The organism is Streptomyces sp. NPDC097981, assembly GCF_040302565.1.
Lineage (GTDB): Bacteria > Actinomycetota > Actinomycetes > Streptomycetales > Streptomycetaceae > Streptomyces.
The window spans coordinates 43,803-68,126 of record NZ_JBEORW010000014.1 but is presented as its reverse complement, the minus strand read 5'-3'; the positions used below and the strand labels follow the sequence as shown (position 1 = coordinate 68,126).

The following is a 24,324-nucleotide window of genomic DNA, read 5'->3' as shown; positions in this document are numbered from 1 at the left end:
CGGCGGAACAGGGGACCGGAGGAACCGGAGAGCCCGGGGGAGCCCCGGGAAAACGTACCGACAACTCGTCGGCAAGATATTGCGCCGACGGAGCCGGGCATGGTGACATGGTACGGAGGGCCGGTTAGGCGTACCTAAGTACGGGCCGGCCCCGGGCCAGGAGGCACCCATGTCCGCAGCAGGAGTGCAGCGACACCCGCGCCCCGTCGTGTCCGTGGGGGCGCTGCTCGCAGCGGGCGCGGCCGCCACCGCCGTCTCGACACCGCCCGTACGGCAGGACGCCCCGGACGCGCCCGGGACCTGCGAGGCGGCCGCGACGGACGTACGCGAGCAGGCCGCCCCGGAGTCCGAGGCGGCCTGAGAAGTCCGTCCGCGCAGTGCTGTGCGGGTCCGCCGGTCCCGTCGGCCCGTATACCGGGTAGCCCGTTCGGGTGAACCGCGGCGGGCTCCGGTCAGGGGACGACGACGACCTTCGAGTTGGTCGTTGCGAAGGCCCACATCGCATCGCCGTCGAGCCGCGTCATGCGGATGCCGCCGGTTTTTTTGTTCGGGTCGGGCTCCGGCATCTGGCCGTCCACCCGGGAGCTGAACCCGACCACGACACCGTCCGCCGTGGCGAACCGCACGATGTGCTCGATCGGCACCCCGTCCGAGCCGGTGGCCGTGCCGGCGCGCGAGTTGACCAGGTACGTGCCCGGCTTCGGGTGCGCCGTGCTGGGCTTGACCGGGAACGACTTCAGCGCCTGCCCGCTCTCGCCGACCAGCCACACCCGCTTCAGGCCCACCGAGTACACGACGCGCGAGCCCGTGCCGGATTCGGCCGGCACGGCCACCGGCTTCGCCGGGTCGGCCGCGTGGGCGGACGGGACGGGGGCGGGCGTCGCGGCCTGCGGGGCCGCCTTCGCGGGGTGCGCGGGCGCGGTCGCGGAGGCCTGGTAGCCGAGGAAGCCGACGGCGGCGATTGCCGCTACGGTGAGCCCGGCCACGATTCCCGAGCTGCTGCGTGCCACCTTGCTCCACCTCTCCCGTGCTTCCCCTGTGCCGGGGCGCCGGCCGGGCACGGCATGCCCGGGCCCGGACCTCGGCCGATACCTGGGTCGAAGGTAGCAGCCGGGGTGCCCTGCGACCGGCCGCGAGGGCCCGGCCCCCCGGAGTCGTAGGCTGTTCGCGTGCTCTTGCTCGCTGTAGATACCGCCACGCCCGCCGTCACCGTCGCCCTGCACGACGGCGAGTCCGTCCTCGCCGAGTCGAACCAGGTCGACGCCCGCCGCCACGGGGAGCTCCTGCTGCCCTCCGTCGACAAGGTCCTCGCCGAGGCCGGGCTGAAGCTCGACGCCCTCACCGGCATCGTCGTCGGTGTCGGCCCCGGCCCCTACACCGGGCTGCGCGTCGGCCTCGTCACCGCCTCCACCTTCGCCACCGTGCTCGGCATCCCCGTGCACGGCCTGTGCACCCTCGACGGCCTCGCGTACGCCGCGGGCGCCGCCGGGATCGAGGGCCCCTTCACCGTCGCCACCGACGCACGGCGCAAGGAGGTCTACTGGGCCCGGTACGAGGACCCGCGCACCCGCGTCGGCGAGCCCGCCGTGGACCGCCCGGCCGACATCGCCGAGCAGGTCGCCGGCCTGCCCGCAGTGGGCCAGGGCGCGTTCCTGTACCCGGACGTCTTCACGGACGCGCGGGCCCCCGAGCACCAGAGCGCCGCCGCCCTCGCGTCCCTGGCCGCGGAACGGCTCGCGGCCGGTGCGCCCTTCGAGAACGCCGAGGGCCTGCCCCCGGCGCCGCTGTACCTGCGCCGGCCCGACGCGCAGGTCCCGAAGAACTACAAGGTGGTCACCCCGCAGTGACAGCAGTACTGCGCGAGATGCGCTGGTGGGACATCGAGCCCGTGCTGGAACTGGAGCACGAGCTGTTCCCCGAGGACGCCTGGTCCGCGGGCATGTTCTGGTCCGAGCTCGCCCACGCCCGCGGCCCGCACGCCACGCGCCGCTACGTGGTCGCCGAGGACCCTCGGACCGGCCGTCTCGCCGGCTACGCCGGGCTGGCCGCCGCCGGTGGCCTGGCCGACGTACAGACCATCGCGGCCGCGCGCGACCAGTGGGGGACCGGGCTCGGCGCCCGGCTCCTCACCGACCTGCTGCGCGCGGCCACCGCATTCGAGTGCGCCGAGGTGCTGCTGGAGGTGCGGGTGGACAACGCCCGGGCCCAGAAGCTCTACGAGCGCTTCGGCTTCGAGCCGATCGGCTTCCGGCGGGGCTACTACCAGCCCGGCAACGTCGATGCGCTCGTGATGCGTCATTCCGATCCCGCTAGCTCCGTAACCGTAGACGGACCCGTACAAGGTGAGACCCATGGCTGACGAACCGCTCGTCCTCGGTATCGAGACCTCCTGCGACGAGACCGGCGTCGGCGTGGTCCGCGGCACCACGCTGCTGGCGGACGCGATCGCCTCCAGCGTCGACGAGCACGCGCGCTTCGGCGGCGTCGTACCCGAGGTCGCCTCCCGGGCGCACCTGGAGGCGATGGTCCCGACCATCGACCGCGCCCTCAAGGAAGCCGGGGTCAGCGCCCGCGACCTCGACGGCATCGCCGTCACGGCCGGTCCCGGCCTCGCCGGAGCCCTGCTGGTGGGCGTCTCGGCGGCCAAGGCGTACGCGTACGCGCTCGGCAAGCCGCTGTACGGGGTGAACCACCTGGCCTCGCACATCTGCGTGGACCAGCTGGAACACGGGCCGCTGCCGGAGCCGACCATGGCGCTGCTGGTGTCCGGCGGGCACTCCTCGCTGCTGCTCGCCCCGGACATCACCTCCGACGTACGGCCGCTGGGCGCGACCATCGACGACGCGGCGGGCGAGGCCTTCGACAAGATCGCGCGCGTGCTGCAGCTGGGCTTCCCCGGCGGCCCGGTCATCGACCGGCTCGCACGGGAGGGCGACCCGAAGGCGATCAACTTCCCGCGCGGGCTGACGGGGCCGCGCGACGCGGCGTACGACTTCTCGTTCTCCGGGCTCAAGACGGCGGTCGCCCGCTGGATCGAGGCGAAGCGGAACGCGGGCGAGGAGGTGCCGGTGCGCGATGTGGCGGCGTCCTTCCAGGAGGCCGTGGTGGACGTGCTGACGCGCAAGGCGATCCGCGCGTGCAAGGACGAGGGCGTGGGCCACCTGATGATCGGCGGCGGCGTGGCGGCCAATTCCCGGTTGCGCTCGCTCGCGCAGGAGCGCTGCGACGACGCGGGGATCATCCTGCGCGTGCCGCGGCCGAAGCTGTGCACGGACAACGGCGCGATGGTCGCGGCGCTGGGTGCCGAGATGGTCAAGCGGAACCGGCCGGCCTCGGACTGGGACCTGTCGGCGGACTCCTCGCTGCCGGTGACGGACCCGCACGTGCCGGGCGCCGCGCACGGGCACGCGCACACCCAGGACCACGACCACGTGCACGAGTTGAGCAAGGACAACCTCTACTCATGAGCACCGTCGCGCTGATGTGGGAGGCCCGGGCCGCCGCCGGCCGGGGCAACGAGCTGCTGGAGTGGGCCCGCTCGCAGGTGCTCGCGCGCGAGCCGGTGCGTCGCGAGCTGCTGCGGGCCCCGCAGGACCGGGTACTGGTCGTCACCTGGTGGGAGGCGGCCGAAGGCGTGGCGGCCGAACTGCCCGAACTGCCGGAGCCGGCCGCCGATCTGATCACCCGGCCGGTGCACCGCTGGCGGTTCGAGTCGGTTGAAACCAGCGGCAGTTGACACTCCGGGGCGCTTTCGAGCGTCCCCGGACCGGGTCTGTGGCGCGGTGCCGATATGGTCATGTGCATGCCTCGCCGCGACCTGCCGCCTCCGCCGCCTCCCGCCCACATGCGCGCCTGGCTGGACGAAAGCGCCGTACGGGCCGACCGTGCACGGTTCCTGAAGGAGCTGGGCCGGCGCAGCCTGGGCCCGGGGCGGCTGCTGCTGCTCTGGGCGGTCGCCGCGGTCTTCGCGCTCGGCTGGTCCTTCGTCGGCATGGCCCTGATGTCCTTCGAGACGCCGGGCGAGCCGCTCGCGTACGTCTTCGGCCTCATCTTCGCCCTGCTCGGCGCGGGCGTGCTGATCCCGGCCGGATTCTGGTTCGCCCGGGGCGCCAAGCGCGACCGGCGGGTACGCCAACTGATGTGCGCCTGGGCCGAGTCGGACCGGGATCCGGCCGCTGACGCCGGTGTCCGCGCCCCGGGGCTGAGTCTGACCTGGCTGCTGGCCTCCTTCGCGCTGGGCGCGTTCGGGCTGTACGTGACCTTCGGGTCCGCGGCGTCCGCCCGCCCGGGCGCCACGACGTACGGCGAGGTCACCTACTTCATGGGCCTCGGCATGATCCTGTGGATCACGGGCCTGCTGGGCCTCGGCAAGGCCGGCGCGCACTACCGGTGGGCCGTGCGCGTCTTCCGCGGCGGGCCTACGGTGCGCTGACCGGCGAGCCGATCAGCATCGACGGGGCGCCCGCGACCCGGGTCAGGAAGACGGTCGCGGAGTGCGGCCCCTGCGGTTTGACCTTCTTGCGCAGCTCCTCGGGCTCGATGGCCGAACCGCGCTTCTTCACGGTCAGGATGCCCACCTCGCGCTCGCGCAGCAGCGCCTTCAGCTTCTTGAGGCCGAAGGGCAGCACGTCGGTGATCTCGTACGCGGTGGCGTACGGCGTCGCGCGCAGCTCGTCGGCGGTGACGTACGCGATGGTCGGGTCGATGAGCCGGCCGTCCAGCTGCTCGGCGACCTCGGCCACGAGGTGGGCGCGGATCACGGCGCCGTCGGGCTCGTAGAGGTAGCGGCCGACCGGCCCGGCCGCGGGATCGGGCAGCGGATCGGCGGTGTGCAGGGTGCGCGGGCCGGGCAGCAGGGTGGCGCGTACGGTACCGGGCGCGGTCCCGAACCACAGCACGGCCTCCTTCACGTCCCCCTGGTCCGAGATCCACTCGGCCTCCGCCTCCTCGGGCACGGCCTCGTGCGGGATCCCGGGGGCGATCTTGATGGCGGCGTACTCGGCCGTACGGGCGGCCTCGACGGCCCACGACAGCGGCGGCGAGTAGCTCTCGGGGTCGAAGATCCTCCCGCGGCCGCCGCGCCGGGCGGGGTCGAGGAAGACGGCGTCGTACCCGGAGGTGTCCACGTCGGTCACGTCCGCCTCGCGGACCTCGACGAGGTCCGCCAGCCCCAGCGCCTCGGCGTTGGCGCGGGCGACGGCGACGGTCAGCGGGTCCCGGTCCACCGCCAGCACGCGGATGCCGAGCCGGGCCAGGGCGAGGGCGTCCCCGCCGATGCCGCAGCACAGGTCGGCGACGCTGCGCACGCCGAGTTCCGCGAGCCGCTCGGCGCGGTACGCGGCCACCGACGCACGGGTGGCCATCTCACCGCCGCCGGGCGTGAAGTACATCCGGAACGCGTCCTCGGCCCCGAACTTCGCCACCGCGCGCTGCCGCAGCCGCGCCTGCCCGAGCGCGGCGGAGACCAGTTCGGCGGGGTGCTCGCGGCGCAGCCGGGTGGCGACGGCGAGTTCCTGGGACGGGTCGTACGCGCGGAGCGAGTCGAGGAGGGCGCGGCCCTCGGGGGTGAGGAGCGCGGCGAAGTCTTCGGGGGTCACCGGTTCATTGTCGGTCAGTGTGGGCCACCCGGTGGAAGGTCGTCTTCCGTCGGCGGTGTCGGCGGGCCGGTGTGTGGGGCGGGTGCCAGGATGCGCTGCTATGCAGCTAGTAAGACAAAAGGAACATAAGACGCTCCATGGTCACCGGTCCGCGGCGGGTCCGCGCGGGCGGGTCGGGGTGGCACTGGCCGCACTGCTGGTCACCGCCCTCGGAACGGCATGCGGCTCCTCCGCGGACTCCGGCGCGCCCGCCAAGACCAAGGGCGCCAAGGCGGGCCAGGGCACCGAGGCGGCGGGTGCGGCGGGCGCGGCCGGCTCGGCCGAGCAGCTGAAGGCCGCCCAGCAGGCCCGGATCGCCGTGGCCAAGAAGTGGGGGCTGGCCAGGCCGCCGCTGGTCGCACCGGCGGCCCCGAAGACGAAGCCGGAGATCAGTACCCGCGAAGGCTTCGAGGTCGAGGGCGGCGAGGACCTCCCGCCGGTCTTCACCACCGTCCCCACGGAGGACAAGGTCGTCTTCCTGACGATCGACGACGGCGCGGAGAAGGACCCCGAGTTCCTGAAGATGATGCAGGAGCTGAAGATCCCGTACACGGCGTTCCTCAGCGACTACCTCATCCGCGACAACTACCCGTACTTCAAGCAGATGCAGGCCGCCGGCGTCACCCTGAACAACCACACGCTCAACCACCGGTACCTCCCGGCGCTCTCGTACGAGCAGCAGCACGAGGAGATCTGCGGCCAGCAGGACATGATCCAGAAGCAGTTCGGCAAGCGGCCGGCGCTCTTCCGCCCGCCGTACGGCAACTACAACGAGGACACGCTGCGCGCGGCGAAGTCCTGCGGCATCAAGGCCGTCCCGCTCTGGAACGAGGAGGCCTTCCCGAACCGCATGGACTGGCGGGAATGGGACCGCGACCTCCACCCCGGGGACATCATCCTGACTCATTTCCGAGGCCGGGAGGACTGGAAGGGCACCATGCCTGACATGATCCGTCATGTCATGAAGACCGTCACGGACAAGGGGTATGCCGTGGCTCGCCTGGAGGACTACTTGTGAGGCACACGCGCCGGTTGACAGCCGGAACGCTGGCGGCCGGCGCGCTCGCGCTGTCCCTGACGGGATGCGGGAACAGCGTGGACCCGATCGAGCGACTGGGGCGCAAGACGGCGGAGCAGCATCCGACTCCGTCGTCGTCCGCGTCGCAGCCGCCCTCGTCGCAGCCGGCCGCCTCGGCGGCCGCGGGCGACGAGGCGTACAAGAAGTGGGGTCTGTCGGCCCCCCTCCAGTTCGCCCCGAAGCCGGCCCAGAAGCCCGCCCTCCCGCCGGCGACCCCGGGGAAGGTCCAGGTGGTGGACCGAATACCCGTCCCGCCCACCGACAAGGTCGTCTTCCTGACCTTCGACGACGGCGCGGAGAAGGATCCCGAGTTCCTGAAGATGGCGGCCGACCTCAAGCTGCCGATCAGCATGTTCCTGACGGACAACATAGCCTCGTCGGATTACGGCCACTTCGAGAAGCTCCGCGACAACGGCTCCAACAGCACGATCAACAACCACACCCTGACGCACCCGAACCTCCGGACCCTGCCCTTCGCGGCGCAGAAGAAGGAGATATGCGGCCAGCAGGAACACCTGGAGAAGCGCTTCGGCACCAAGCCGACCCGCTTCCGCCCGCCGTACGGCAACTACAACGACGACACCCTCAAGGCCGCCGCCGAATGCGGCATCTCGCAGGTGGTCCTGTGGCGCGTGTCGATGCAGATCAACAACTTCCAGTACGCCGAGGGCTCCGCCCTCAAACCGGGCGACATCATCCTGGCCCACTTCCGCGGCCCGTCGGAGCTCAAGGGCGCGACGGAGATCCAGATGACGACCCGCATGCTCCAGCGCATCCAGGAGCAGGGCTACCGCATAGGCCGCCTGGAGGACTACCTCTGACGGGCGGGCCGCAGGATCCCGGGGGGCCGCAGGATCCCGGGGGCGCTAGGGGTGCGAGTCGGAGGGGCGGTGTCGGTGGAGTGTCCGGGGGGGGCATGTCCAGGCCGTTGCCGATCAGAGATGCCGCCCAGCAGTCCCGGTTATCCGCACCCCGGCTCCTCGGGCCCACCGAGCCGGGTCAGTGACGGGGCCGCGGGCCCCTCAAGGGCCCATATCCGCCCCATTCCGAGTCCGGGCCAGTCAACCTGCACCAGGCAGCGGCGAGATGCCCATCGGGTGCCGGGCGGGCCGTGGACGCGTCAGATCGCTACGCGCTTCTCTTGCTTGGCGTCCGGCGGCCGTCCGGGGCTGGACATGGGCCGCCTACGGCCACACCGCGTGCGCCTGTCGGGCGGCTGCAGGCCGCTCGACGACCCTCACCCCCGGGCCCCGGACCCCACCAACGGCGTGATCGTCGTTTCCGCCGGGCCGCGGGCGTCCGCCTCGCGTTGGCGTTCCGCGCTGTCGCTGATGCGCAGCAGCAGGGCGATCATGATCCAGTTGGCCAGGAGGGACGAGCCGCCCTTCGCCAGGAACGGCAGCGCCTTGCCGGTCAGCGGGATCAGGCCCGTCACCCCGCCCGCCACCACGAAGACCTGGAGCGCCAGCGCCGCCGACAGGCCCACCGCCAGCAGCTTCCCGAACGGGTCGCGGGCGCCCAGGGCCATCCGAAGCCCCCGCTGGACCAGCAGCGCGTACAGGATCAGTACCGCCATGACCCCGGCCAGCCCGAGCTCCTCGCCCACCGTGGTCAGGATGAAGTCACTGCGGCCCGCGAACGCGATCAGCTCCGGGTGGCCCATCCCGAGGCCAGTGCCCGACATGCCGCCCGTGCCGAAGCTGAACAGCGCCTGCGCGGACTGGTCCGAGACGACCCCCGGCGGCCGGTCCTTCCAGTAGTACGACAGAGGCTCCAGCCAGGCGGCCACGCGCCCCTTGACGTGCGGTTCCGTCGAGCCCACCACGAAGGCGCCGACCCCCGCCATGAGCAGGCCGGTCACGATCCAGCTCGTGCGCTCGGTGGCCACGTACAGCATCACCACGAACACGCCGAAGAAGATCAGCGACGTACCCAGGTCGCGTTCGAAGACCAGCACCAGCAGCGACACGATCCACACCGTGATGATGGGCCCGAGCTGGCGCATCGGGGGCAGGCGCATGCCCAGGAACCTGCGGCCGGTCAGGGACAGCGAGTCCCGGTGGATGACCAGGTAGCCCGCGAAGAAGACCGAGATCATGATCTTCACGAACTCGCCGGGCTGGATCGAGAAGCCGAACAGGATGATCCAGCGCTTCGCGCCGTACCTGTCCGCGCCGAAGAACACCGGCGCTATCAGCAGCACCAGCGACACGGCCATCGTGATGTAGATGAACCGCTGCAGCATGCGGTGGTCGGGCAGCAGTGCCAGCGCCAGCAGGCAGGCGGCGACCCCGACCACCGTCCACATCAGCTGGTCGGGGGCGTTCGGATCGCCCCCGTACCGCTCGATGTAGCTCTGGTCGAGCCGGTGGATCAGTACCAGCCCGAGCCCCGTCAGCAGCATGGCGAGCGGAAGGATCAGCGGATCCGCGTACGCCGCGAACCGGCGCACGCCCAGGTGCCCCACCAGCGCCAGCAGCGTCATGCTGATCGTGAAGCCGCTGAGGTTGGCGGGCAGCGCGCCGTTCATCGCCAGGCCGGCGTTCGCGTGCCCGAAGACGGTGAGGGCGACGACGAAAAGAAGGAGCAGCGCCTCGGTGCGGCGGCGCGCGCCCGCCGCCGTGAGCGGCCTCAGTCCACGCACGGGATGCCGACACCGTCGATGGCGGAGCCGCTGCTCGGGCTCGGAGCGGCCGCGGATGCGGAGGGCTCTGGTCCGATCTGCTCGGCAATGAGGCGCTTTAGCTTCATATCGTCTATGACGTTTATGTCCTCCCCGTGGTTCCTTCCGAACCGCTCCACGGGCGGTGTCGTGAAGGCTCCACGCCCCGCTCGGGGTCGACTCGGGGCCGGGTCCCCGCGCGGTCCCCGGCGGGCAGGCGCAGGACCAGGCGGGCGCCGCCCGCGGCCGACGGCAGGGCACGGGCGTCGCCGCCGTGCGCGCGGGCGATCTCGCGGGCGATGGACAGGCCGAGGCCCGTACCGCCGCTGGCGCGGCCGCGGTCCGGGTCCAGCCGGACGAACCGCTCGAAGACCCGGTCCCGGTCGGCCTCCGGGATGCCCGGACCGTCGTCCCCGACCTCCAGCACCGCCCAGCCGTCGCGCTCCGCGGACGGCTCGGTGGCCGCCCGTACGACGACCTCCGTCCGGGCGTGCCGCAGCGCGTTGTCCACCAGGTTGGCCAGTGCCCGCTCCAGCCGCGCCGGGTCCCCGGCCGCCGGTACGGGCGCCGGCGCGTCCAGCCGGAGCGCGACCCGGGGCGCCGGGCGCCGGGCAAGGTCCTCGGCGGCCAGCAGCGCCAGGTCCACCGGCTCGGCCCGCGGGGCCGGGCCGCCGTCGAGGCGGGCCAGCAGCAGCAGGTCCGCCGCGATGCGCTGGAGCCGCTCGGTATCGGCCAGTGCGGCCGCGACCGACTCCCGGTCGGGGCGGTCCAGGGCCACCTCCAGCCGGGACCGGACCGCTGCCAGCGGATTGCGCAGCTCGTGCGAGGCGTCCGCGGTGAACTGCCGCTGCCGGGCGTCGGACCGCTCCAGCCGGTCGAGGGTGTCGTTGACGGTCCGGGCCAGCTGGGCGATCTCGTCCGCCCCGCCCGGATCCGGAACGCGCCGGTTCAGCTCGCTGGCGGTGACCGCCGCCAGTTCGGTCCGGATCGCGGTCACCGGACGCAGTGCGTGCCCCGTCACCCACCAGGCCAGCGCCGCCGCGAAGCCGATCAGCGGGGGTGCGCCGGCCAGCAGGCCGAGCGCGATGGCCCGGGTCGCGTCGTCCACGTCGCCGAGCACGGTGACGGCGTACACCTCGTGCGCTCCCGGCGCCTCGACCACGACCACCGCGCGCCGTTCCGCGCCGGGGCGCGCGGGCGGGAGGACCGCGGAGCGGGAGTCGTCACCGGGTGTGCCGGGTGCGGGCGGGCGCAGGCCGCCGAGGTCGGGCGCGTCCCCGAGGGCCCCGGTGGAGGCGACGGTCCGCCCCTGCGCGTCCCGTACGAGGACCAGGTCCACCCCGCTCTCCGGCGCCGGCAGCCGGCCGCCGGGCGGGAGGGTGCGGCCGTCGAGCTGGGCGGCGACCTTGCGGGCGGCGAGCTCGGTGCGGTTGGTGGTGTTGTCGAGGAGGTTGGCCCGCAGCAGGGCGTACAGCCACAGCCCGCCGGCGGCCAGGACGGCGGCCATCGCGAGGGCGGCGGCCAGGGCGGCGCGGCGCCGCAGCGGCCTGGGGCCGCCCGCCCTCCGGATCACGCCGGGCCGCCGTCGGGGGCCATCCGGTAGCCGGTGCCGTGGACGGTGAGGATCGAGCGCCGGCCGAAGGGGGCGTCGATCTTCTTGCGCAGCGAGGAGACGTACACCTCGACGATGTTCGGGTCGATGGCGTGCGGGGTGTCCCATACCTGGTCCAGGATGTCCTGCTTGGCGACGGCCCGGCCGGGCTGTTCCATCAGGCAGGCGAGCACGCCGAGCTCGCGGGCGGTGAGCTCGATGTCGTGCGTGCCGCGGCGGCAGCGGCGGCCGGCGGGGTCGAGGAAGAGGTCGCCGGCCTGGAGGGTGCGGTGGGGGTCCCCGGGCCCGGCCCCGTTTCCGGCCGCGGCCCGGCGGGCGAGGGCGCGGAGGCGGGCGGCGAGGACGACGAACGAGAACGGCTTGGTGAGGTAGTCGTCGGCGCCGGAGTCGAGGCCTTCGGCCTCGTCGTACTCGCCGTCCTTGGCGGTCAGCATGAGCACGGGCGTCGGGTCGCCGTCGGCCCGCATGCGGGAGCAGACCTCGTAGCCGCTGAGGCCGGGCAGCATCAGGTCGAGCAGGACGGCGTCGTACGACCCGGTGCGGACGAGGTCCAGGCCGCGGTGGCCGTCGTGGGCGACGTCGACCCAGTGGCCGTCGGCGGAGAGGCCGCGCCGCAGGGACTCGGCGAGGCCTTCTTCGTCTTCGACCACGAGAATGCGCACGCCCCAAGCGTCACATACCCCCCGGCCCACCCGGCCCGGCCCCGCTGCCGGGAGCCGGGCCGCCCGGGGCCGGGTGCGGCCCCGGATCCGGGCGGTCCAGCGGAGCGTGTTGGCACTCCGCTTGACCGAGTGCTAATCGCCGGAATAGTCTCGCACCTGGCACTCGCCCCCGGTGAGTGCCAACACAGCGACGGGCAGGTCCGGCACCCGCGACGACGGATCCACCTGGTCGCCACCACAGACAGTTAGCCCCGTGAGATCTCCGAAGGGGGAGGTCGGATCGTGACGACCACCAGCTCCAAGGTTGCCATCAAGCCGCTTGAGGACCGCATCGTGGTCCAGCCGCTCGACGCCGAGCAGACCACGGCCTCCGGCCTGGTCATCCCGGACACCGCGAAGGAGAAGCCCCAGGAGGGCGTCGTCCTCGCCGTGGGCCCGGGCCGCTTCGAGGACGGCCAGCGTCTCCCGCTGGACGTCAGCGTCGGCGACATCGTGCTGTACAGCAAGTACGGCGGCACCGAAGTGAAGTACAGCGGCGAGGAGTACCTCGTCCTCTCGGCTCGCGACGTGCTCGCGATCATCGAGAAGTAAGTAAGACGTCAAACGTCTTTCGCTTCATCTGTATTGCTTGAGCTGCGCCCCTGGTCACCCCGCTGATTGCCGGGCGGCAAGGGGCGCAGTTCGTTAAACCCGAGTTTTCGAGAGGGCTGAACCGCTCACATGGCGAAGATCCTGAAGTTCGACGAGGACGCCCGTCGCGCCCTCGAGCGCGGCGTCAACAAGCTTGCCGACACGGTCAAGGTGACGATCGGCCCCAAGGGCCGCAACGTCGTCATCGACAAGAAGTTCGGCGCCCCCACCATCACCAACGACGGTGTCACCATCGCCCGCGAGGTCGAGCTGGACGACCCGTACGAGAACCTGGGCGCGCAGCTCGTGAAGGAGGTGGCGACCAAGACCAACGACATCGCGGGTGACGGCACCACCACCGCCACCGTGCTGGCCCAGGCGCTGGTCCGCGAGGGTCTGCGCAACGTCGCCGCCGGTGCTTCCCCGGCCGCCCTGAAGAAGGGCATCGACGCCGCGGTCAAGGCCGTGTCCGAGGAGCTCCTCGCGACCGCCCGCCCGATCGAGGACAAGTCCGACATCGCCGCCGTGGCCGCGCTCTCCGCGCAGGACCAGCAGGTCGGCGAGCTCATCGCCGAGGCGATGGACAAGGTCGGCAAGGACGGTGTCATCACCGTCGAGGAGTCCAACACCTTCGGCCTGGAGCTGGAGTTCACCGAGGGCATGGCCTTCGACAAGGGCTACCTCTCGCCGTACATGGTCACCGACCAGGAGCGTATGGAGGCCGTCCTCGACGACCCGTACATCCTGATCAACCAGGGCAAGATCTCCTCCATCCAGGACCTCCTGCCCCTGCTGGAGAAGGTCATCCAGGCCGGCGGCTCCCGCCCGCTGCTGATCATCGCCGAGGACGTCGAGGGCGAGGCGCTCTCCACCCTCGTCGTCAACAAGATCCGCGGCACCTTCAACGCGGTCGCCGTCAAGGCCCCCGGCTTCGGTGACCGCCGCAAGGCGATGCTCCAGGACATGGCCACCCTCACCGGTGCCACCGTCATCGCCGAGGAGGTCGGCCTCAAGCTCGACCAGGCCGGTCTGGACGTACTCGGTTCCGCGCGCCGCGTGACCATCTCCAAGGACGACACCACCATCGTCGACGGTGCCGGCAGCTCCGACGAGGTCCTCGGCCGCGTCAACCAGATCAAGGCCGAGATCGAGTCCACGGACTCGGACTGGGACCGCGAGAAGCTGCAGGAGCGCCTGGCGAAGCTCGCCGGCGGCGTCTGCGTCATCAAGGTCGGCGCCGCCACCGAGGTGGAGCTCAAGGAGAAGAAGCACCGCCTTGAGGACGCCATCTCGGCGACCCGCGCCGCGGTCGAGGAGGGCATCGTCTCCGGCGGTGGCTCCGCGCTCGTCCACGCCGTGAAGGTGCTGGAGGGCAACCTGGGTCTGTCCGGCGACGAGGGCACGGGTGTCGCGGTCGTCCGCCGCGCCGCCGTCGAGCCGCTGCGCTGGATCGCCGAGAACGCCGGCCTTGAGGGCTACGTCATCACCTCGAAGGTGGCGGAGCTGGAGAAGGGCAACGGCTTCAACGCCGCCACCGGCGAATACGGCGACCTGGTCAAGGCCGGCGTCATCGACCCGGTCAAGGTCACCCGCTCCGCGCTGGAGAACGCCGCTTCCATCGCCTCCCTGCTGCTCACGACCGAGACCCTGGTCGTCGAGAAGCCGGCCGAGGAAGAGGCCGACGCCGGTCACGGCCACGGTCACGGCCACAGCCACTGACCCGTTGGTGGTTGAACGGCTGAACAGCTGAGTAGTTGAACGGAGAAAGGCCCCGGTCGCCGCTGCCAGAGCGGTGGTGACCGGGGCCTTTCCCGTGGCGGCGGGATGCGAGAGGCGATTACATCGCGCCCAGTTCCCGCATCAGGCGCATGGCGTCGTAGTGCCACCAGCCTTCCTTGATCATTCCGTCCTCGCACCGGAAGACCGTCGTGCCGGTCATCGTGCAGGTCTTGCCGGTCGGGGCGATCCCCATGAACTCGCCCTTGTGCTTGCCGGTCCAGGTCCACAGCGTGGTGACGTAGTCGTCCTGCGCCATCTGGGCGTCCCGCGTGAAGGTGAAGTCGAAGGCGCTGCGCCACATCCCGACGTCCTCGCGGATGCCCTCGCGGCCGATCTTGTCCACGGGGTTGCTGATGTCGTGGTCCCGGTAGTCCGCCGCGAAGATCTCGTCCACGGCGGACATGTCGCCCTTCATGGCGACGTCGTCGTACATGCGGTTCGCGAGCAGCGTGTTGAGGTGCTCGTCGCGGATGACGTCCAGGTTGGTGAACCGGGGCATCCCGTCGCAGAGGGCCACCATCTCCTGGAACATCTTGTCCGTTTCCGGGAGGTGAGAGTTCTTCATGGCCGCTTCGTACGACGGGAATTCGACGACGTCGACGAAGTGCGTTTCGGATTCACGGTCCTTGCCCACCACGGAGTGGGACACGGTGCGCTTGCCCTCTGTCTTCGCCAGGTACCGGTCGATGACCTCGTTGACGGCCTCCGGCCTGCTGGTCTCGTAATCGACTATTTGTACGAATGTCATGGCGCTCTCCCGGGCTGGATGGGACACGTCCCAGTTTAGGGAGTTTTCACCCGTTAGGCCGGTTTCCGGACCGGCCTACCCGGAGGTCACTTCGGCTACTGGGGACCGTACTTGCGGCCCGTACGCGAGGACACCCCGCCCAGCAGCCCGCGCGGCGTCAGCTTCACCAAGCCCATCAGCGCCTTGTACCGCGGATCCGGGATCGAGACCGTCTTGCCGCGCGCCAGGTCGGCCAGGGCCGCGGCCACCAGCTTGTCTGCGTCCAGCCACATCCAGTTGGGGATGTTGTCCGTTCCCATGCCTGCCCGCTGGTGGAACTCGGTCCGGACGAAGCCGGGGCACAGCGCCATCAGCCGTACGCCGGATCCCGCCAGGTCCTTCGCCGCGCCCTGGGTGAACTGCACGACCCAGGCCTTGCTCGCCCCGTACGTGCCGCGCGGCACGAAGGCCGCCACCGAGGCCACGTTGACGACGCCGCCGCGGCCGCGCGAGCGCATCGAAGCGGTGGCCGCCGAGGTCAGCCGCAGGACGGCCTCGATGTGCACCTTCAGCATGGTGAGCTCGTCGGCCATGGAGACTTCGAGGTAACGGCCCTTGTTGCCGAAGCCCGCGTTGTTGACCAGCAGGTCCACCGGGTGCGTACGGTCGCCGAGACGCTGCTCGACCGCCGCGATGCCCTCGTCGGTGGACAGGTCGGCGGTCAGCACCTCGGCCTCGATGCCGTGCCGGTCGTGCAGCTCGGTGGCCTGCTCGCCGAGCCGCTTCGTGTCGCGGGCCACCAGAACGAGGTTGTGGCCCTGGGCGGCGAGCCGCCGGGCGAATGCGGCGCCGATGCCCGCCGTGGATCCCGTAATCAACGCAGTCGTCATAGGCGCAACCTAGCCGTCCTCGGTGACAGCTCAAGGGGAGCCCGCCGGGCGGTACCCCTTCGTGACGGTTCGCGTCGCGGGTCGTCGCTTCCCGCTGCGGAACCGCTACTTCCGGCTACCTTGGCCCTACTCCCGGGCCGCTTCCCGCACTTCGTGCTTCGCCATGTACGAGCGGACCTTCTCGTGCGCCCGGGGCTCCATCGCCCCGCCCGCCGCCAGCGTGCGCGGCAGCAGCGACCGGTCGGTGGTGAAGGCCCGGAACCAGAGCTCCACCGTCACGTCGTGGTCCGGGCGATGGACGATCTCGACGGAGTCGCCGGGGGAGACCGGGCCCTCCTGGACCACGCGCAGGTAAGCACCCGGCCGCGCGGCCTGCGTGAACCGCTTGACCCAGGCCTTCTCGCCGAGGGCGCCCTGGAAGGTGCGGCACGGGATCCGGGCCGAGGCCACTTCGAGGACGAGGCCCGCGCCGACCCGCCAGCGCTCGCCGAGCAGCGCACCGGTCAGATCGATGCCGGAGGTGGTGAGGTTCTCGCCGAAGAGCCCGGCGGGCAGTTCGCGGTCCAGCTCCCCCTCCCACCAGTCCAGGTCCTCCCGCGCGTAGGCGTAGACGGCCTGGTGGTCCCCGCCGTGGTGGCGCAGGTCGCAGACCGCGTCGCCTTCGAGGCCGCCGGCGCCGGTGCCCTTGGGTCCCGGGGCGGACACGCGGACCGGGCCGGGGACGGGGCGCTTGCCGATGCCGGTCACACCACCCTCCGCATCGGTGTAGTCGACGGCCGTCGCGCGGCCGAGGTTCACGGAGACGACATGCAAGGGGGTCATGGGGACACGCTAGCCCAGCCCTCTCAAAGGGGCGCGGGAGTATTCGCGCCGCCGTCAAAGCACGGCTTATGCTCGAAGGATGATCGAGGCACGTCATCTCCGGGTGCTGCGCGCCGTGGCCGGCACCGGGTCCTTCTCCGCCGCCGCCCGCGAGCTCGGCTGCACCCAGCCCGCCGTCTCCCAGCAGATGAAGGCGCTGGAGCAGTCGGCCGGCACCCCGCTGCTCGTCCGGGCCGGCCGCGAGATGCGGCTGACCCAGGCCGGTACGGCCCTGGTCCGGCACGCCGCCGGGATCCTCGCCGGGCTGACCGCCGCCGAGGAGGAGGTCGCGGCGATCGCCGGGCTGCGCGCGGGCCGGGTCCGGCTGGTGTCCTTCCCCAGCGGGAGCTCCACGCTGGTGCCGACGGCGCTGGCCGCGATGCGCGCCGAGCACCCCGGTACGCGGATCTCACTGGTCGAGGCCGAGCCGCCGCGGTCGGTGGAGATGCTGCGCGAGGGCGATTGCGACCTGGCGCTGGCCTTCCGCTACGGCGGGGCCACCGGCTCGGCCGCCGAGTGGGAGGACCTCGTGGTGCGGCCGCTGCTCACGGACCGGCTCGTCGGGCTGGTGCCCGAGGGGCACCGGCTCTCCGGGGCCGAACGGGTGGGCATGGCGGAACTGGCCGACGAGCCCTGGATCGCGGGCTGTCCGCGCTGCCGGCGCCATCTGGTGGAGGTGTGCGAGGCGGCGGGCTTCACCCCGCGCATCGACTTCGCGACCGACGACTACCCGGCCGTGGTCGGCCTCGTCGGCGCGGGACTGGGCGTCGCGGTGCTGCCGGAGCTCGCGGTGGAGTCCGTACGGGCCAAGGGCGTCAGCACGGTGGCCGTGGAACCGGCCGTGGAACGGGAGGTCGTGGCGCTGACCCTGCCCGACCTGGCCCGCGTACCGGCCGTGGCGGCGACCCTGGACCAGCTGGAACGGGCCGCGGCGCGCTGACCGCCACGCGCCGGCCGCAGGGCGGTGCGTGGCGGCGCGTGGCGTTCCGGTCCGCGCGGGTTGAGGAAACGTTCCTTCAGGCGTTCGGCGAGCCTGCGGGTCAGGGTGGAGGGACGGGTCCGATCGTGCTCGACGCGGGGATCAGGCGATGGCGGGCGCGCCCCATCAGTTCTTCGCGCTCGTCCTCGGTGAGGCCGCCCCACACCCCGTAGGGCTCGCGGACGGCCAGTGCGTGCGCGGCGCATTCCGAGCGCACCGGGCATCTCATGCAGACCTCTTTAGCCGAGGCCTCGCGCGCACTCCTCGCCGCGCCCCGCTCGCCTTCAGGGTGGAAGAAGAGGGAGCTGTCGACCCCCCGGCAGGCTGCCAGCAGCTGCCAGTCCCAGAGGTCGGCGTTCGGTCCGGGGAGGCGGGAGAAATCTGCCATGGGTAGTCCTCTTGGTGCCGGTACTGAGACGGATACGGTCCAAGTCTCCACACCTACTGTCGTAGTAGATGTAAATATGACTCATTGGGAATCTAGCCTCAGACACATGCCAAACGGAAGGAAAGCCGCCAAATAGGGCATAGCTCCAGATGGAGGACATGTGGCAGTGGCGGCCGTGTCGTGATCGCACCCTCACGTAGAGTGCCGAAGGTGTCCGTCCGACCCGTAACTCTTTCGAGTGACCATCGTTGAGAGTGCGAAGGCGGTTGAACCAAGAAGTTCCCGGACGGGTGTCCGAGGGCATCGACCGCACAGGTGACGATACGTACCAGCCTGGAGGCTCAAGGTGACGCGCATCAGCAGCTGCGGAGGGCGGTCATGACTTCCGTCCTCGTCTGCGACGACTCCCCGCTTGCCCGAGAGGCGCTCCGTCGCGCGGTTGCCACCGTGCCCGGCGTCGAGCGTGTGACGACGGCTGCCAACGGCGAGGAAGTCCTCCGCCGCTGGGGTGCCGACCGCTCCGACCTGATTCTGATGGATGTACGGATGCCGGGGCTCGGCGGTGTGGAGACGGTGCGCCGGCTGCTCTCGGCCGATCCGGGCGCCCGCATCATCATGCTGACGGTCGCCGAGGACCTGGACGGCGTGGCCCTCGCGGTCGCCGCCGGCGCCCGGGGCTATCTGCACAAGGACGCCTCGCGCGCCGAACTGCGGGCCACGGTCACCCAGGCCCTCGCCGACCCGACCTGGCGCCTGGCCCCGCGCCGGCTCCGCTCGGCCGAGATGGGCGCCGCGCCCACGCTCACCGCCCGCGAGATCCAGGTCCTGGAAGGCATGAGCCACGGCCGGTCCAACGCGGAGATCGGGCGCGAGCTCTTCCTCTCCGAGGACACGGTCAAGACGCACGCCCGCCGACTGTTCAAGAAGCTGGGTGCGTCGGACCGGGCGCACGCCGTCGCGCTCGGGTTCCGCTGGGGCCTGGTCCGCTGACCGCCAGCCCGCAGGCCGGACGCTGAGAGCGGTCCCGTCCGCCACCGGCGGGCGGGGCGGCGCGGTGCACGCCCGCCGACCGCGATCCGTTCCGGGCTGTTTCCGTCCCGTCGCACCCCGTGCGTACCCGGGGATTGGCGGGGCACAATCCGGGGGACGTGTCGCTTCGCGCGCGATGCCGCATGCTTGAGGTGTGGCGCATTTTCTGGGATGGGGCCTCGGGGAGTATTCGGTCGAGCGGGAGGGGAGGGCGCAGTGACGAGCTCAGGCGCACCCGCTCATAACGCTTCGATGCACAACACGGGCCGTGGTGCCGCGAATGCTCCGGCGCCAAGGCACCATGGATTGATGCGCGACGACGAGGCCCCGGGGTCACCCGCGGCCACAGGCTCCACCGGCGCCGCCAAAAGCGGCAGCGCCGGGGCCGTGAGCGCGCTCGTGCGCCGGGCGGTGGAGGGCGACGAGCAGGCCACGCACGACCTGCTCGCCTTCGTGCACCCGCTGGCCCTGCGCTACTGCCGCACCCGGCTGTCGCGGCTTCCGGGTGACGCCCGCCACTTCGTGGAGGACCTCGCGCAGGAGGTCTGCGTCGCCGTCCTGATGGCGCTGCCGCGCTACCGGGACACCGGCCGTCCCTTCGAGGCCTTCGTCTTCGCCATTGCCGCGCACAAGGTCGCCGACCTGCAGCGGGCCGCCATGCGGCACCCGGGCAGCACGGCCGTGCCCTCCGACGAGATGCCCGAGCGGCCGGACGATTCGCTGGGTCCTGAGGAGCGGGCGCTGCTGAGCAGCGACGCCGCCTGGGCGAAGAAACTGCTGGCCAACCTTCCGGAGAACCAGCGCGAGCTCCTCGTGCTGCGGGTGGCGGTCGGACTGACGGCCGAGGAGACCGGGCAGATGCTCGGGATGTCCCCCGGTGCGGTCCGGGTGGCCCAGCACCGTGCGCTCAGCAGGCTGCGCGCACTCGCCGAGCAGTAGCCGCCGCCGCGAGGGCCGTGATCCCTTCGATGATCGGTACGGTGACGATCAATAGTAGGAAGCCACGAAACTTGGGCTTGAACCAGCTCGTGGAATGAGACGCGTCGCGATCCCGTTAGCATGGAGACCCGCGCTGAGCAAGACCATTGGGAAGGTGTCATGACTGTGAACGCCGACGGAGTGCCCGACAAATTCGCCACACTCGGCCTCACGTACGACGACGTCCTGCTTCTGCCGGGCTCGTCCGACATGGCGCCGGATGAGATCGACACCTCCTCCCTCATCTCCCGGAACGTGCGCGTGAACGTTCCCCTGCTGTCCGCCGCCATGGACAAGGTCACCGAGGCCCGCATGGCCATCGCGATGGCCCGCCAGGGCGGCGTCGGCGTACTGCACCGCAACCTGTCGATCGCCGACCAGGCCAACCAGGTCGACCTGGTCAAGCGCTCCGAGTCCGGCATGGTCAGCGACCCGATCACGGTGCACCCCGACGCGACGCTGCGCGAGGCCGACGAGCTCTGCGCGAAGTTCCGCATCTCCGGCGTCCCGGTCACCGACCCCGCGGGCAAGCTGCTCGGCATCGTCACCAACCGCGACATGGCCTTCGAGTCGGACCGCAGCCGCCAGGTGCGCGAGGTCATGACCCCGATGCCGCTGGTCACGGGCAAGGTCGGCATCTCCGGCGTGGACGCCATGGAGCTGCTGCGCCGCCACAAGATCGAGAAGCTTCCGCTGGTCGACGACGCGGGCATCCTCAAGGGCCTCATCACGGTCAAGGACTTCGTCAAGGCCGAGAAGTACCCGAACGCCGCCAAGGACAAGGACGGCCGCCTCCTGGTCGGCGCCGCGGTCGGCGTCGCCGGGGACGCGTACGACCGCGCCCAGGCCCTGATCGAGGCGGGCGCCGACTTCATCGTCGTGGACACCGCCCACGGCCACTCCCGCCTGGTCGGCGACATGGTCGCCAAGATCAAGTCGAACTCCTCCGTCGACGTCATCGGCGGCAACGTCGCCACCCGCTACGGCGCCCAGGCGCTGATCGACGCCGGCTGCGACGGCATCAAGGTCGGCGTCGGCCCCGGCTCCATCTGCACCACCCGCGTCGTCGCCGGCATCGGCGTCCCGCAGGTCACCGCCATCTACGAGGCCTCCCTCGCCGCCAAGGCCGCGGGCGTCCCGGTCATCGGCGACGGCGGCCTCCAGTACTCCGGCGACATCGCCAAGGCGCTGGTCGCGGGCGCCGACACGGTGATGCTCGGCTCGCTGCTCGCGGGCTGCGAGGAGTCCCCGGGCGAGCTGCTCTTCATCAACGGCAAGCAGTTCAAGTCGTACCGCGGCATGGGCTCGCTCGGCGCGATGCAGTCCCGCGGTGACCAGCGCTCCTTCTCCAAGGACCGCTACTTCCAGGAGGGCGTGGGCGGCGACGACAAGCTCATCCCCGAGGGCATCGAGGGCCAGGTCCCGTACCGCGGCCCGCTCGCCGCGGTCGTGCACCAGCTCGTGGGCGGCCTGCGCCAGTCGATGTTCTACGTCGGCGGCCGCACGGTGCCGGAGCTCCAGGACCGCGGCCGCTTCGTCCGCATCACGTCGGCGGGCCTCAAGGAGAGCCACCCGCACGACATCCAGATGACGGTCGAGGCGCCGAACTACAGCCGCAAGGGCTGATCGGAGTGACCGAGTGAAGGGGCGGGCCCGGACGGGCCCGCCCCTTCGCCGTGCCCGCCCCGGCACGTACGTCGTACGCACCCCGCGCGCACGTCGTCCGGAGCACCGGGCCGTCCGTACAGCGGTCACCGGAACGCGGGCCCCCGGCATTCGGGGATACTGGACAGGCAGACCCAGAGGAAAGGCCACCACACGTGACTGAGATCGAGATCGGGCGCGGCAAGCGCGGCCGCAGGGCGTACGCGTTCGACGACATCGCCATCGTCCCGAGCCGGCGTACGCGGGACCCGAAGGAGGTCTCGATCGCCTGGCAGATCGACGCCTACCGCTTCGAGCTCCCGTTCCTCGCCGCGCCCATGGACTCGGTCGTCTCCCCGCAGACCGCCATCCGCATCGGCGAGCTCGGCGGCCTCGGCGTGCTGAACCTCGAAGGCCTGTGGACCCGGTACGAGGACCCGCAGCCGCTGCTCGACGAGATCACGGAGCTGGACGAGGAGTCCGCCACCCGTCGTCTCCAGGAGATCTACTCCGCCCCGATCCAGGCGGACCTGATCCGGCAGCGCATCAAGGAGGTCCGCGACTCCGGCGTCGTCACCGCCGCCGCGCTCTCCCCGCAGCGCACCGCCGAGTTCTCCAAGGCGGTCGTCGACGCGGGCGTGGACATCTTCGTGATCCGTGGCACCACCGTTTCGGCGGAGCACGTCTCCGGCGCCGCCGAGCCGCTGAACCTGAAGCAGTTCATCTACGAGCTCGACGTCCCGGTCATCGTCGGCGGCTGCGCCACGTACACCGCGGCCCTGCACCTGATGCGCACCGGCGCAGCGGGTGTCCTGGTCGGCTTCGGCGGCGGCGCCGCGCACACCACGCGCAACGTGCTCGGCATCCAGGTCCCGATGGCCACCGCCGTCGCAGACGTGGCCGCTGCCCGCCGCGACTACATGGACGAGTCCGGCGGCCGCTACGTGCACGTCATCGCCGACGGCGGCGTGGGCTGGTCCGGCGACCTGCCCAAGGCCATCGCCTGCGGCGCGGACGCCGTGATGATGGGCTCCCCGCTGGCCCGTGCCACCGACGCGCCCGGCAAGGGCCACCACTGGGGCATGGAGGCCGTCCACGAGGACGTGCCGCGCGGCAAGAAGGTCGACCTGGGCACCGTCGGCACCACCGAGGAGATCCTCACCGGTCCGTCGCACACCCCGGACGGCTCGATGAACCTCTTCGGCGCGCTGCGCCGCTCGATGGCCACCACGGGCTACAGCGAGCTCAAGGAGTTCCAGCGGGTCGAGGTCACCGTCGCGGACTCGCAGCACCGCCGCTGATCCACACGCTGAGAAGGGCCGGCTCCCCGGACGGGAGCCGGCCCTTCGGCATTCGCCCGTTCGGCCGTCCGGCCGGTCGGTTCTTGTCCTTCTTCCTGCGGTCCACGCACCGGCCGCCGCCTGCGTGCCGGGCTGCGGGATCCGGGCCGGGTCGCGCGCCGGCATACGCCGGCGACGAAGCCGACCAGCCTGATCCGGCATCACGGGAAGGGATTTCCCGCGCGGTCAGAGGCGGTGTGCCGCTCCCGCCGGGCTGGCGCCGCGGGTGTCCAGCAGCAACTGCGCTTTCACCGCCAGGCCTTGGAGGTCGTACGTGCGGTGGTGCTGGAGCAGGATCGTCAGATCGGCGTTCGCGGCGGCCTCGTACAGCGATTCGGCACGGGGGACGGGCCGGTCCCTGACGCACCATCCGGCGATGTACGGGTCGTGGTAGCTGACCAGCGCCCCGAGGTCGAGGAGGCGGCTGGCGATCTCGCGGGCCGGCGAGCCCTCCTGGTCGCCCAGGTCCGGCTTGTACGTGACGCCGAGCAGCAGCACCCGGGCCCCGCGGGCCGATTTCCCGTGCTCGTTCAGCAGGGTGGCGGAGCGCTGGATGACGTACTGGGGCATCCGGCCGTTGATCTCCTGCGCCAGGCCCACCATGCGCAGGGGGTGGCCCGGGGTGCGGGTGGTGTGGGGGAGGTAGTTGGGGTCGAGGGGGACGCTGTGGCCGCCGATCCCCGGGCCGGGCCGGAAGGCCTGGAATCCGTACGGCTTGGTCTCGGCGCAGCGGATGACGTCCCACAGGTCGACGCCGAGGTCGTGGCAGAGCACCGCCATCTCGTTCATGAGGGCGATGTTGACGTGCCGGTAGTTGGTCTCCAGGAGCTGCACGGTCTCGGCCTCGCGCAGGCCGCGCGCCCGGACCACCTTCTCGGTGAGGCGGGCGTAGAAGGCGTGGGCGGACTCGGTGCAGGCGGGGGTGAGGCCGCCGATCACCTTGGGCGTGTTGGCGATGCCGTGCGTCCGGTTGCCGGGGTCGAGGCGGCTGGGGGAGTAGGCCAGGTGGAAGTCCCGGCCGGCGCGCAGGCCCGAGCCGGATTCGAGGATGGGGCGCAGGTAGTCCTCGGTGACACCCGGGTGGGCGGCGGATTCGAGGATGACGGTGGTGTGCGGGCGCAGCCGGGCGGCCAGCGTGCGGCCCGCCTCGCCGACGGCGGAGAGGTCGAGCGCGCGGTCGGCGCCGAGCTGGGTGGGGGCGCAGATGACGGCGGTGCGGACCCGGCCGAGTTCGGCGGGATTGGTGGTGACCCGGAAGCCGGCGGCCGACATGCGGCGGACCTCGGCGGCGGTGAGGGTGGAGTCCGTGGCCGGACCGCTGTCGTATCCGACCGTCTCGATTCCGGCCGCGACGGCCGCCTGGGCCAGCGGGAGGCCGAGGTGGCCGAGTCCGATGACGGCGAGATCTGCGGGCATGGGTGCCGTGCCT

General features: G+C 71.6%; 25 protein-coding genes. 15 read left to right on the top strand and 10 right to left on the bottom strand.

All coding sequences use genetic code 11. From position 1 onward, the window contains the following. Nucleotides 1-169 precede the first annotated feature (169 nt). Nucleotides 170-361: a hypothetical protein gene (locus tag ABTY04_RS16085; protein ID WP_352214001.1), complete on the top strand. Its 192-nt coding sequence runs from the start codon at nucleotides 170-172 to the stop codon at nucleotides 359-361. A gap of 91 nt (nucleotides 362-452) precedes the next feature. Here ABTY04_RS16085 and ABTY04_RS16080 read toward each other — a convergent pair whose 3' ends face one another. After that, nucleotides 453-1,010, bottom strand: coding sequence for a hypothetical protein (locus ABTY04_RS16080; protein ID WP_352214000.1), 558 nt, complete (start codon nucleotides 1,008-1,010; stop codon nucleotides 453-455). A 159-nt stretch (nucleotides 1,011-1,169) separates the two neighbouring features. On the opposite strand from ABTY04_RS16080, the gene tsaB reads away from it, so the two are divergent. The 5 genes from tsaB to ABTY04_RS16055 all read left to right on the top strand — a co-directional run bounded on the left by tsaB (nucleotide 1,170) and on the right by ABTY04_RS16055 (nucleotide 4,432). After that, nucleotides 1,170-1,847 (top strand): tRNA (adenosine(37)-N6)-threonylcarbamoyltransferase complex dimerization subunit type 1 TsaB, encoded by a 678-nt coding sequence (gene tsaB / locus ABTY04_RS16075; RefSeq protein WP_352213999.1) that lies wholly within the window; start codon nucleotides 1,170-1,172, stop codon nucleotides 1,845-1,847. 17 nt (nucleotides 1,848-1,864) lie between these two features. After that, nucleotides 1,865-2,359 carry a ribosomal protein S18-alanine N-acetyltransferase gene (rimI, locus tag ABTY04_RS16070; protein ID WP_352214068.1) on the top strand — a complete coding sequence of 165 codons (495 nt, stop codon included), beginning with the start codon at nucleotides 1,865-1,867 and terminating at the stop codon, nucleotides 2,357-2,359. Continuing rightward, on the top strand, nucleotides 2,352-3,467 hold the full coding sequence (gene tsaD / locus ABTY04_RS16065; protein ID WP_352213998.1) for a tRNA (adenosine(37)-N6)-threonylcarbamoyltransferase complex transferase subunit TsaD: 1,116 nt from the start codon (nucleotides 2,352-2,354) through the stop codon (nucleotides 3,465-3,467). The genes rimI and tsaD overlap by 8 nt, the downstream gene beginning before the upstream one ends. Then, nucleotides 3,464-3,736 carry a hypothetical protein gene (locus tag ABTY04_RS16060; RefSeq protein WP_352213997.1) on the top strand — a complete coding sequence of 91 codons (273 nt, stop codon included), beginning with the start codon at nucleotides 3,464-3,466 and terminating at the stop codon, nucleotides 3,734-3,736. Before tsaD ends, ABTY04_RS16060 begins: the two co-directional genes overlap by 4 nt. A gap of 66 nt (nucleotides 3,737-3,802) precedes the next feature. Further along, the gene (locus ABTY04_RS16055; RefSeq protein WP_352213996.1) at nucleotides 3,803-4,432 is read left to right on the top strand and encodes a hypothetical protein; all 630 of its coding nucleotides are present in this window, start codon (nucleotides 3,803-3,805) and stop codon (nucleotides 4,430-4,432) included. Here ABTY04_RS16055 and ABTY04_RS16050 read toward each other — a convergent pair. Beyond that, nucleotides 4,419-5,597: a class I SAM-dependent methyltransferase gene (locus ABTY04_RS16050; RefSeq protein WP_352213995.1), complete on the bottom strand. Its 1,179-nt coding sequence runs from the start codon at nucleotides 5,595-5,597 to the stop codon at nucleotides 4,419-4,421. The two genes, ABTY04_RS16055 and ABTY04_RS16050, sit on opposite strands and share 14 nt — an antisense overlap. Before the next feature lie 100 nt (nucleotides 5,598-5,697). Between ABTY04_RS16050 and ABTY04_RS16045 the strand changes: the two genes are divergently transcribed. Continuing rightward, nucleotides 5,698-6,654 (top strand): polysaccharide deacetylase family protein, encoded by a 957-nt coding sequence (locus ABTY04_RS16045; RefSeq protein ID WP_502996650.1) that lies wholly within the window; start codon nucleotides 5,698-5,700, stop codon nucleotides 6,652-6,654. Between the two features lie 14 nt (nucleotides 6,655-6,668). Next, nucleotides 6,669-7,535, top strand: a complete 867-nt coding sequence (locus tag ABTY04_RS16040) for a polysaccharide deacetylase family protein (protein WP_352213993.1) — start codon at nucleotides 6,669-6,671, stop codon at nucleotides 7,533-7,535. Nucleotides 7,536-7,951: 416 nt separating this feature from the next. Here ABTY04_RS16040 and ABTY04_RS16035 read toward each other — a convergent pair whose 3' ends face one another. The 3 genes from ABTY04_RS16035 to ABTY04_RS16025 all read right to left on the bottom strand — a co-directional run bounded on the left by ABTY04_RS16035 (nucleotide 7,952) and on the right by ABTY04_RS16025 (nucleotide 11,650). Further along, nucleotides 7,952-9,358 carry an FtsW/RodA/SpoVE family cell cycle protein gene (locus ABTY04_RS16035; protein WP_352213992.1) on the bottom strand — a complete coding sequence of 469 codons (1,407 nt, stop codon included), beginning with the start codon at nucleotides 9,356-9,358 and terminating at the stop codon, nucleotides 7,952-7,954. Nucleotides 9,359-9,479: 121 nt separating this feature from the next. Continuing rightward, a complete protein-coding gene (locus ABTY04_RS16030; protein ID WP_352213991.1) occupies nucleotides 9,480-10,949 on the bottom strand; it encodes a sensor histidine kinase in 1,470 nt (489 codons plus the stop codon). After that, nucleotides 10,946-11,650, bottom strand: a complete 705-nt coding sequence (locus ABTY04_RS16025; RefSeq protein ID WP_352213990.1) for a response regulator transcription factor — start codon at nucleotides 11,648-11,650, stop codon at nucleotides 10,946-10,948. The genes ABTY04_RS16030 and ABTY04_RS16025 overlap by 4 nt, the downstream gene beginning before the upstream one ends. A 282-nt stretch (nucleotides 11,651-11,932) precedes the next feature. Here ABTY04_RS16025 and groES point away from each other — a divergent pair, with 282 nt between their 5' ends. Continuing rightward, a complete protein-coding gene (groES, locus tag ABTY04_RS16020; RefSeq protein WP_030154760.1) occupies nucleotides 11,933-12,241 on the top strand; it encodes a co-chaperone GroES in 309 nt (102 codons plus the stop codon). Nucleotides 12,242-12,370: 129 nt separating this feature from the next. After that, nucleotides 12,371-13,999 (top strand): chaperonin GroEL, encoded by a 1,629-nt coding sequence (groL, locus tag ABTY04_RS16015; protein WP_352213989.1) that lies wholly within the window; start codon nucleotides 12,371-12,373, stop codon nucleotides 13,997-13,999. Between the two features lie 118 nt (nucleotides 14,000-14,117). Here groL and ABTY04_RS16010 read toward each other — a convergent pair whose 3' ends face one another. The 3 genes from ABTY04_RS16010 to ABTY04_RS16000 all read right to left on the bottom strand — a co-directional run bounded on the left by ABTY04_RS16010 (nucleotide 14,118) and on the right by ABTY04_RS16000 (nucleotide 16,489). Continuing rightward, nucleotides 14,118-14,807: an ester cyclase gene (locus ABTY04_RS16010; protein ID WP_352213988.1), complete on the bottom strand. Its 690-nt coding sequence runs from the start codon at nucleotides 14,805-14,807 to the stop codon at nucleotides 14,118-14,120. A gap of 95 nt (nucleotides 14,808-14,902) precedes the next feature. Further along, nucleotides 14,903-15,676, bottom strand: a complete 774-nt coding sequence (locus tag ABTY04_RS16005) for an SDR family NAD(P)-dependent oxidoreductase (RefSeq protein ID WP_352213987.1) — start codon at nucleotides 15,674-15,676, stop codon at nucleotides 14,903-14,905. Nucleotides 15,677-15,802: 126 nt separating this feature from the next. Next, nucleotides 15,803-16,489: an MOSC domain-containing protein gene (locus tag ABTY04_RS16000; RefSeq protein WP_352214067.1), complete on the bottom strand. Its 687-nt coding sequence runs from the start codon at nucleotides 16,487-16,489 to the stop codon at nucleotides 15,803-15,805. An 88-nt stretch (nucleotides 16,490-16,577) separates the two neighbouring features. On the opposite strand from ABTY04_RS16000, the gene ABTY04_RS15995 reads away from it, so the two are divergent. Beyond that, a complete protein-coding gene (locus tag ABTY04_RS15995) occupies nucleotides 16,578-17,477 on the top strand; it encodes a LysR family transcriptional regulator (RefSeq protein WP_352213986.1) in 900 nt (299 codons plus the stop codon). A 100-nt stretch (nucleotides 17,478-17,577) separates the two neighbouring features. Here ABTY04_RS15995 and ABTY04_RS15990 read toward each other — a convergent pair whose 3' ends face one another. After that, nucleotides 17,578-17,904: a WhiB family transcriptional regulator gene (locus ABTY04_RS15990; RefSeq protein WP_352213985.1), complete on the bottom strand. Its 327-nt coding sequence runs from the start codon at nucleotides 17,902-17,904 to the stop codon at nucleotides 17,578-17,580. Between the two features lie 378 nt (nucleotides 17,905-18,282). Here ABTY04_RS15990 and ABTY04_RS15985 point away from each other — a divergent pair, with 378 nt between their 5' ends. The 4 genes from ABTY04_RS15985 to ABTY04_RS15970 all read left to right on the top strand — a co-directional run bounded on the left by ABTY04_RS15985 (nucleotide 18,283) and on the right by ABTY04_RS15970 (nucleotide 22,856). After that, a complete protein-coding gene (locus ABTY04_RS15985; RefSeq protein ID WP_003948568.1) occupies nucleotides 18,283-18,894 on the top strand; it encodes a response regulator transcription factor in 612 nt (203 codons plus the stop codon). A gap of 348 nt (nucleotides 18,895-19,242) precedes the next feature. Continuing rightward, nucleotides 19,243-19,872, top strand: coding sequence for a sigma-70 family RNA polymerase sigma factor (locus ABTY04_RS15980; protein WP_352213984.1), 630 nt, complete (start codon nucleotides 19,243-19,245; stop codon nucleotides 19,870-19,872). A 159-nt stretch (nucleotides 19,873-20,031) separates the two neighbouring features. Beyond that, nucleotides 20,032-21,537: an IMP dehydrogenase gene (gene guaB, locus ABTY04_RS15975; protein ID WP_352213983.1), complete on the top strand. Its 1,506-nt coding sequence runs from the start codon at nucleotides 20,032-20,034 to the stop codon at nucleotides 21,535-21,537. Between the two features lie 194 nt (nucleotides 21,538-21,731). Next, the gene (locus ABTY04_RS15970; RefSeq protein ID WP_352213982.1) at nucleotides 21,732-22,856 is read left to right on the top strand and encodes a GuaB3 family IMP dehydrogenase-related protein; all 1,125 of its coding nucleotides are present in this window, start codon (nucleotides 21,732-21,734) and stop codon (nucleotides 22,854-22,856) included. A gap of 225 nt (nucleotides 22,857-23,081) precedes the next feature. On the opposite strand, the gene ABTY04_RS15965 is transcribed toward ABTY04_RS15970, so the two are convergent. Further along, a complete protein-coding gene (locus tag ABTY04_RS15965) occupies nucleotides 23,082-24,311 on the bottom strand; it encodes a nucleotide sugar dehydrogenase (protein WP_352213981.1) in 1,230 nt (409 codons plus the stop codon). Nucleotides 24,312-24,324: the final 13 nt, after the last annotated feature.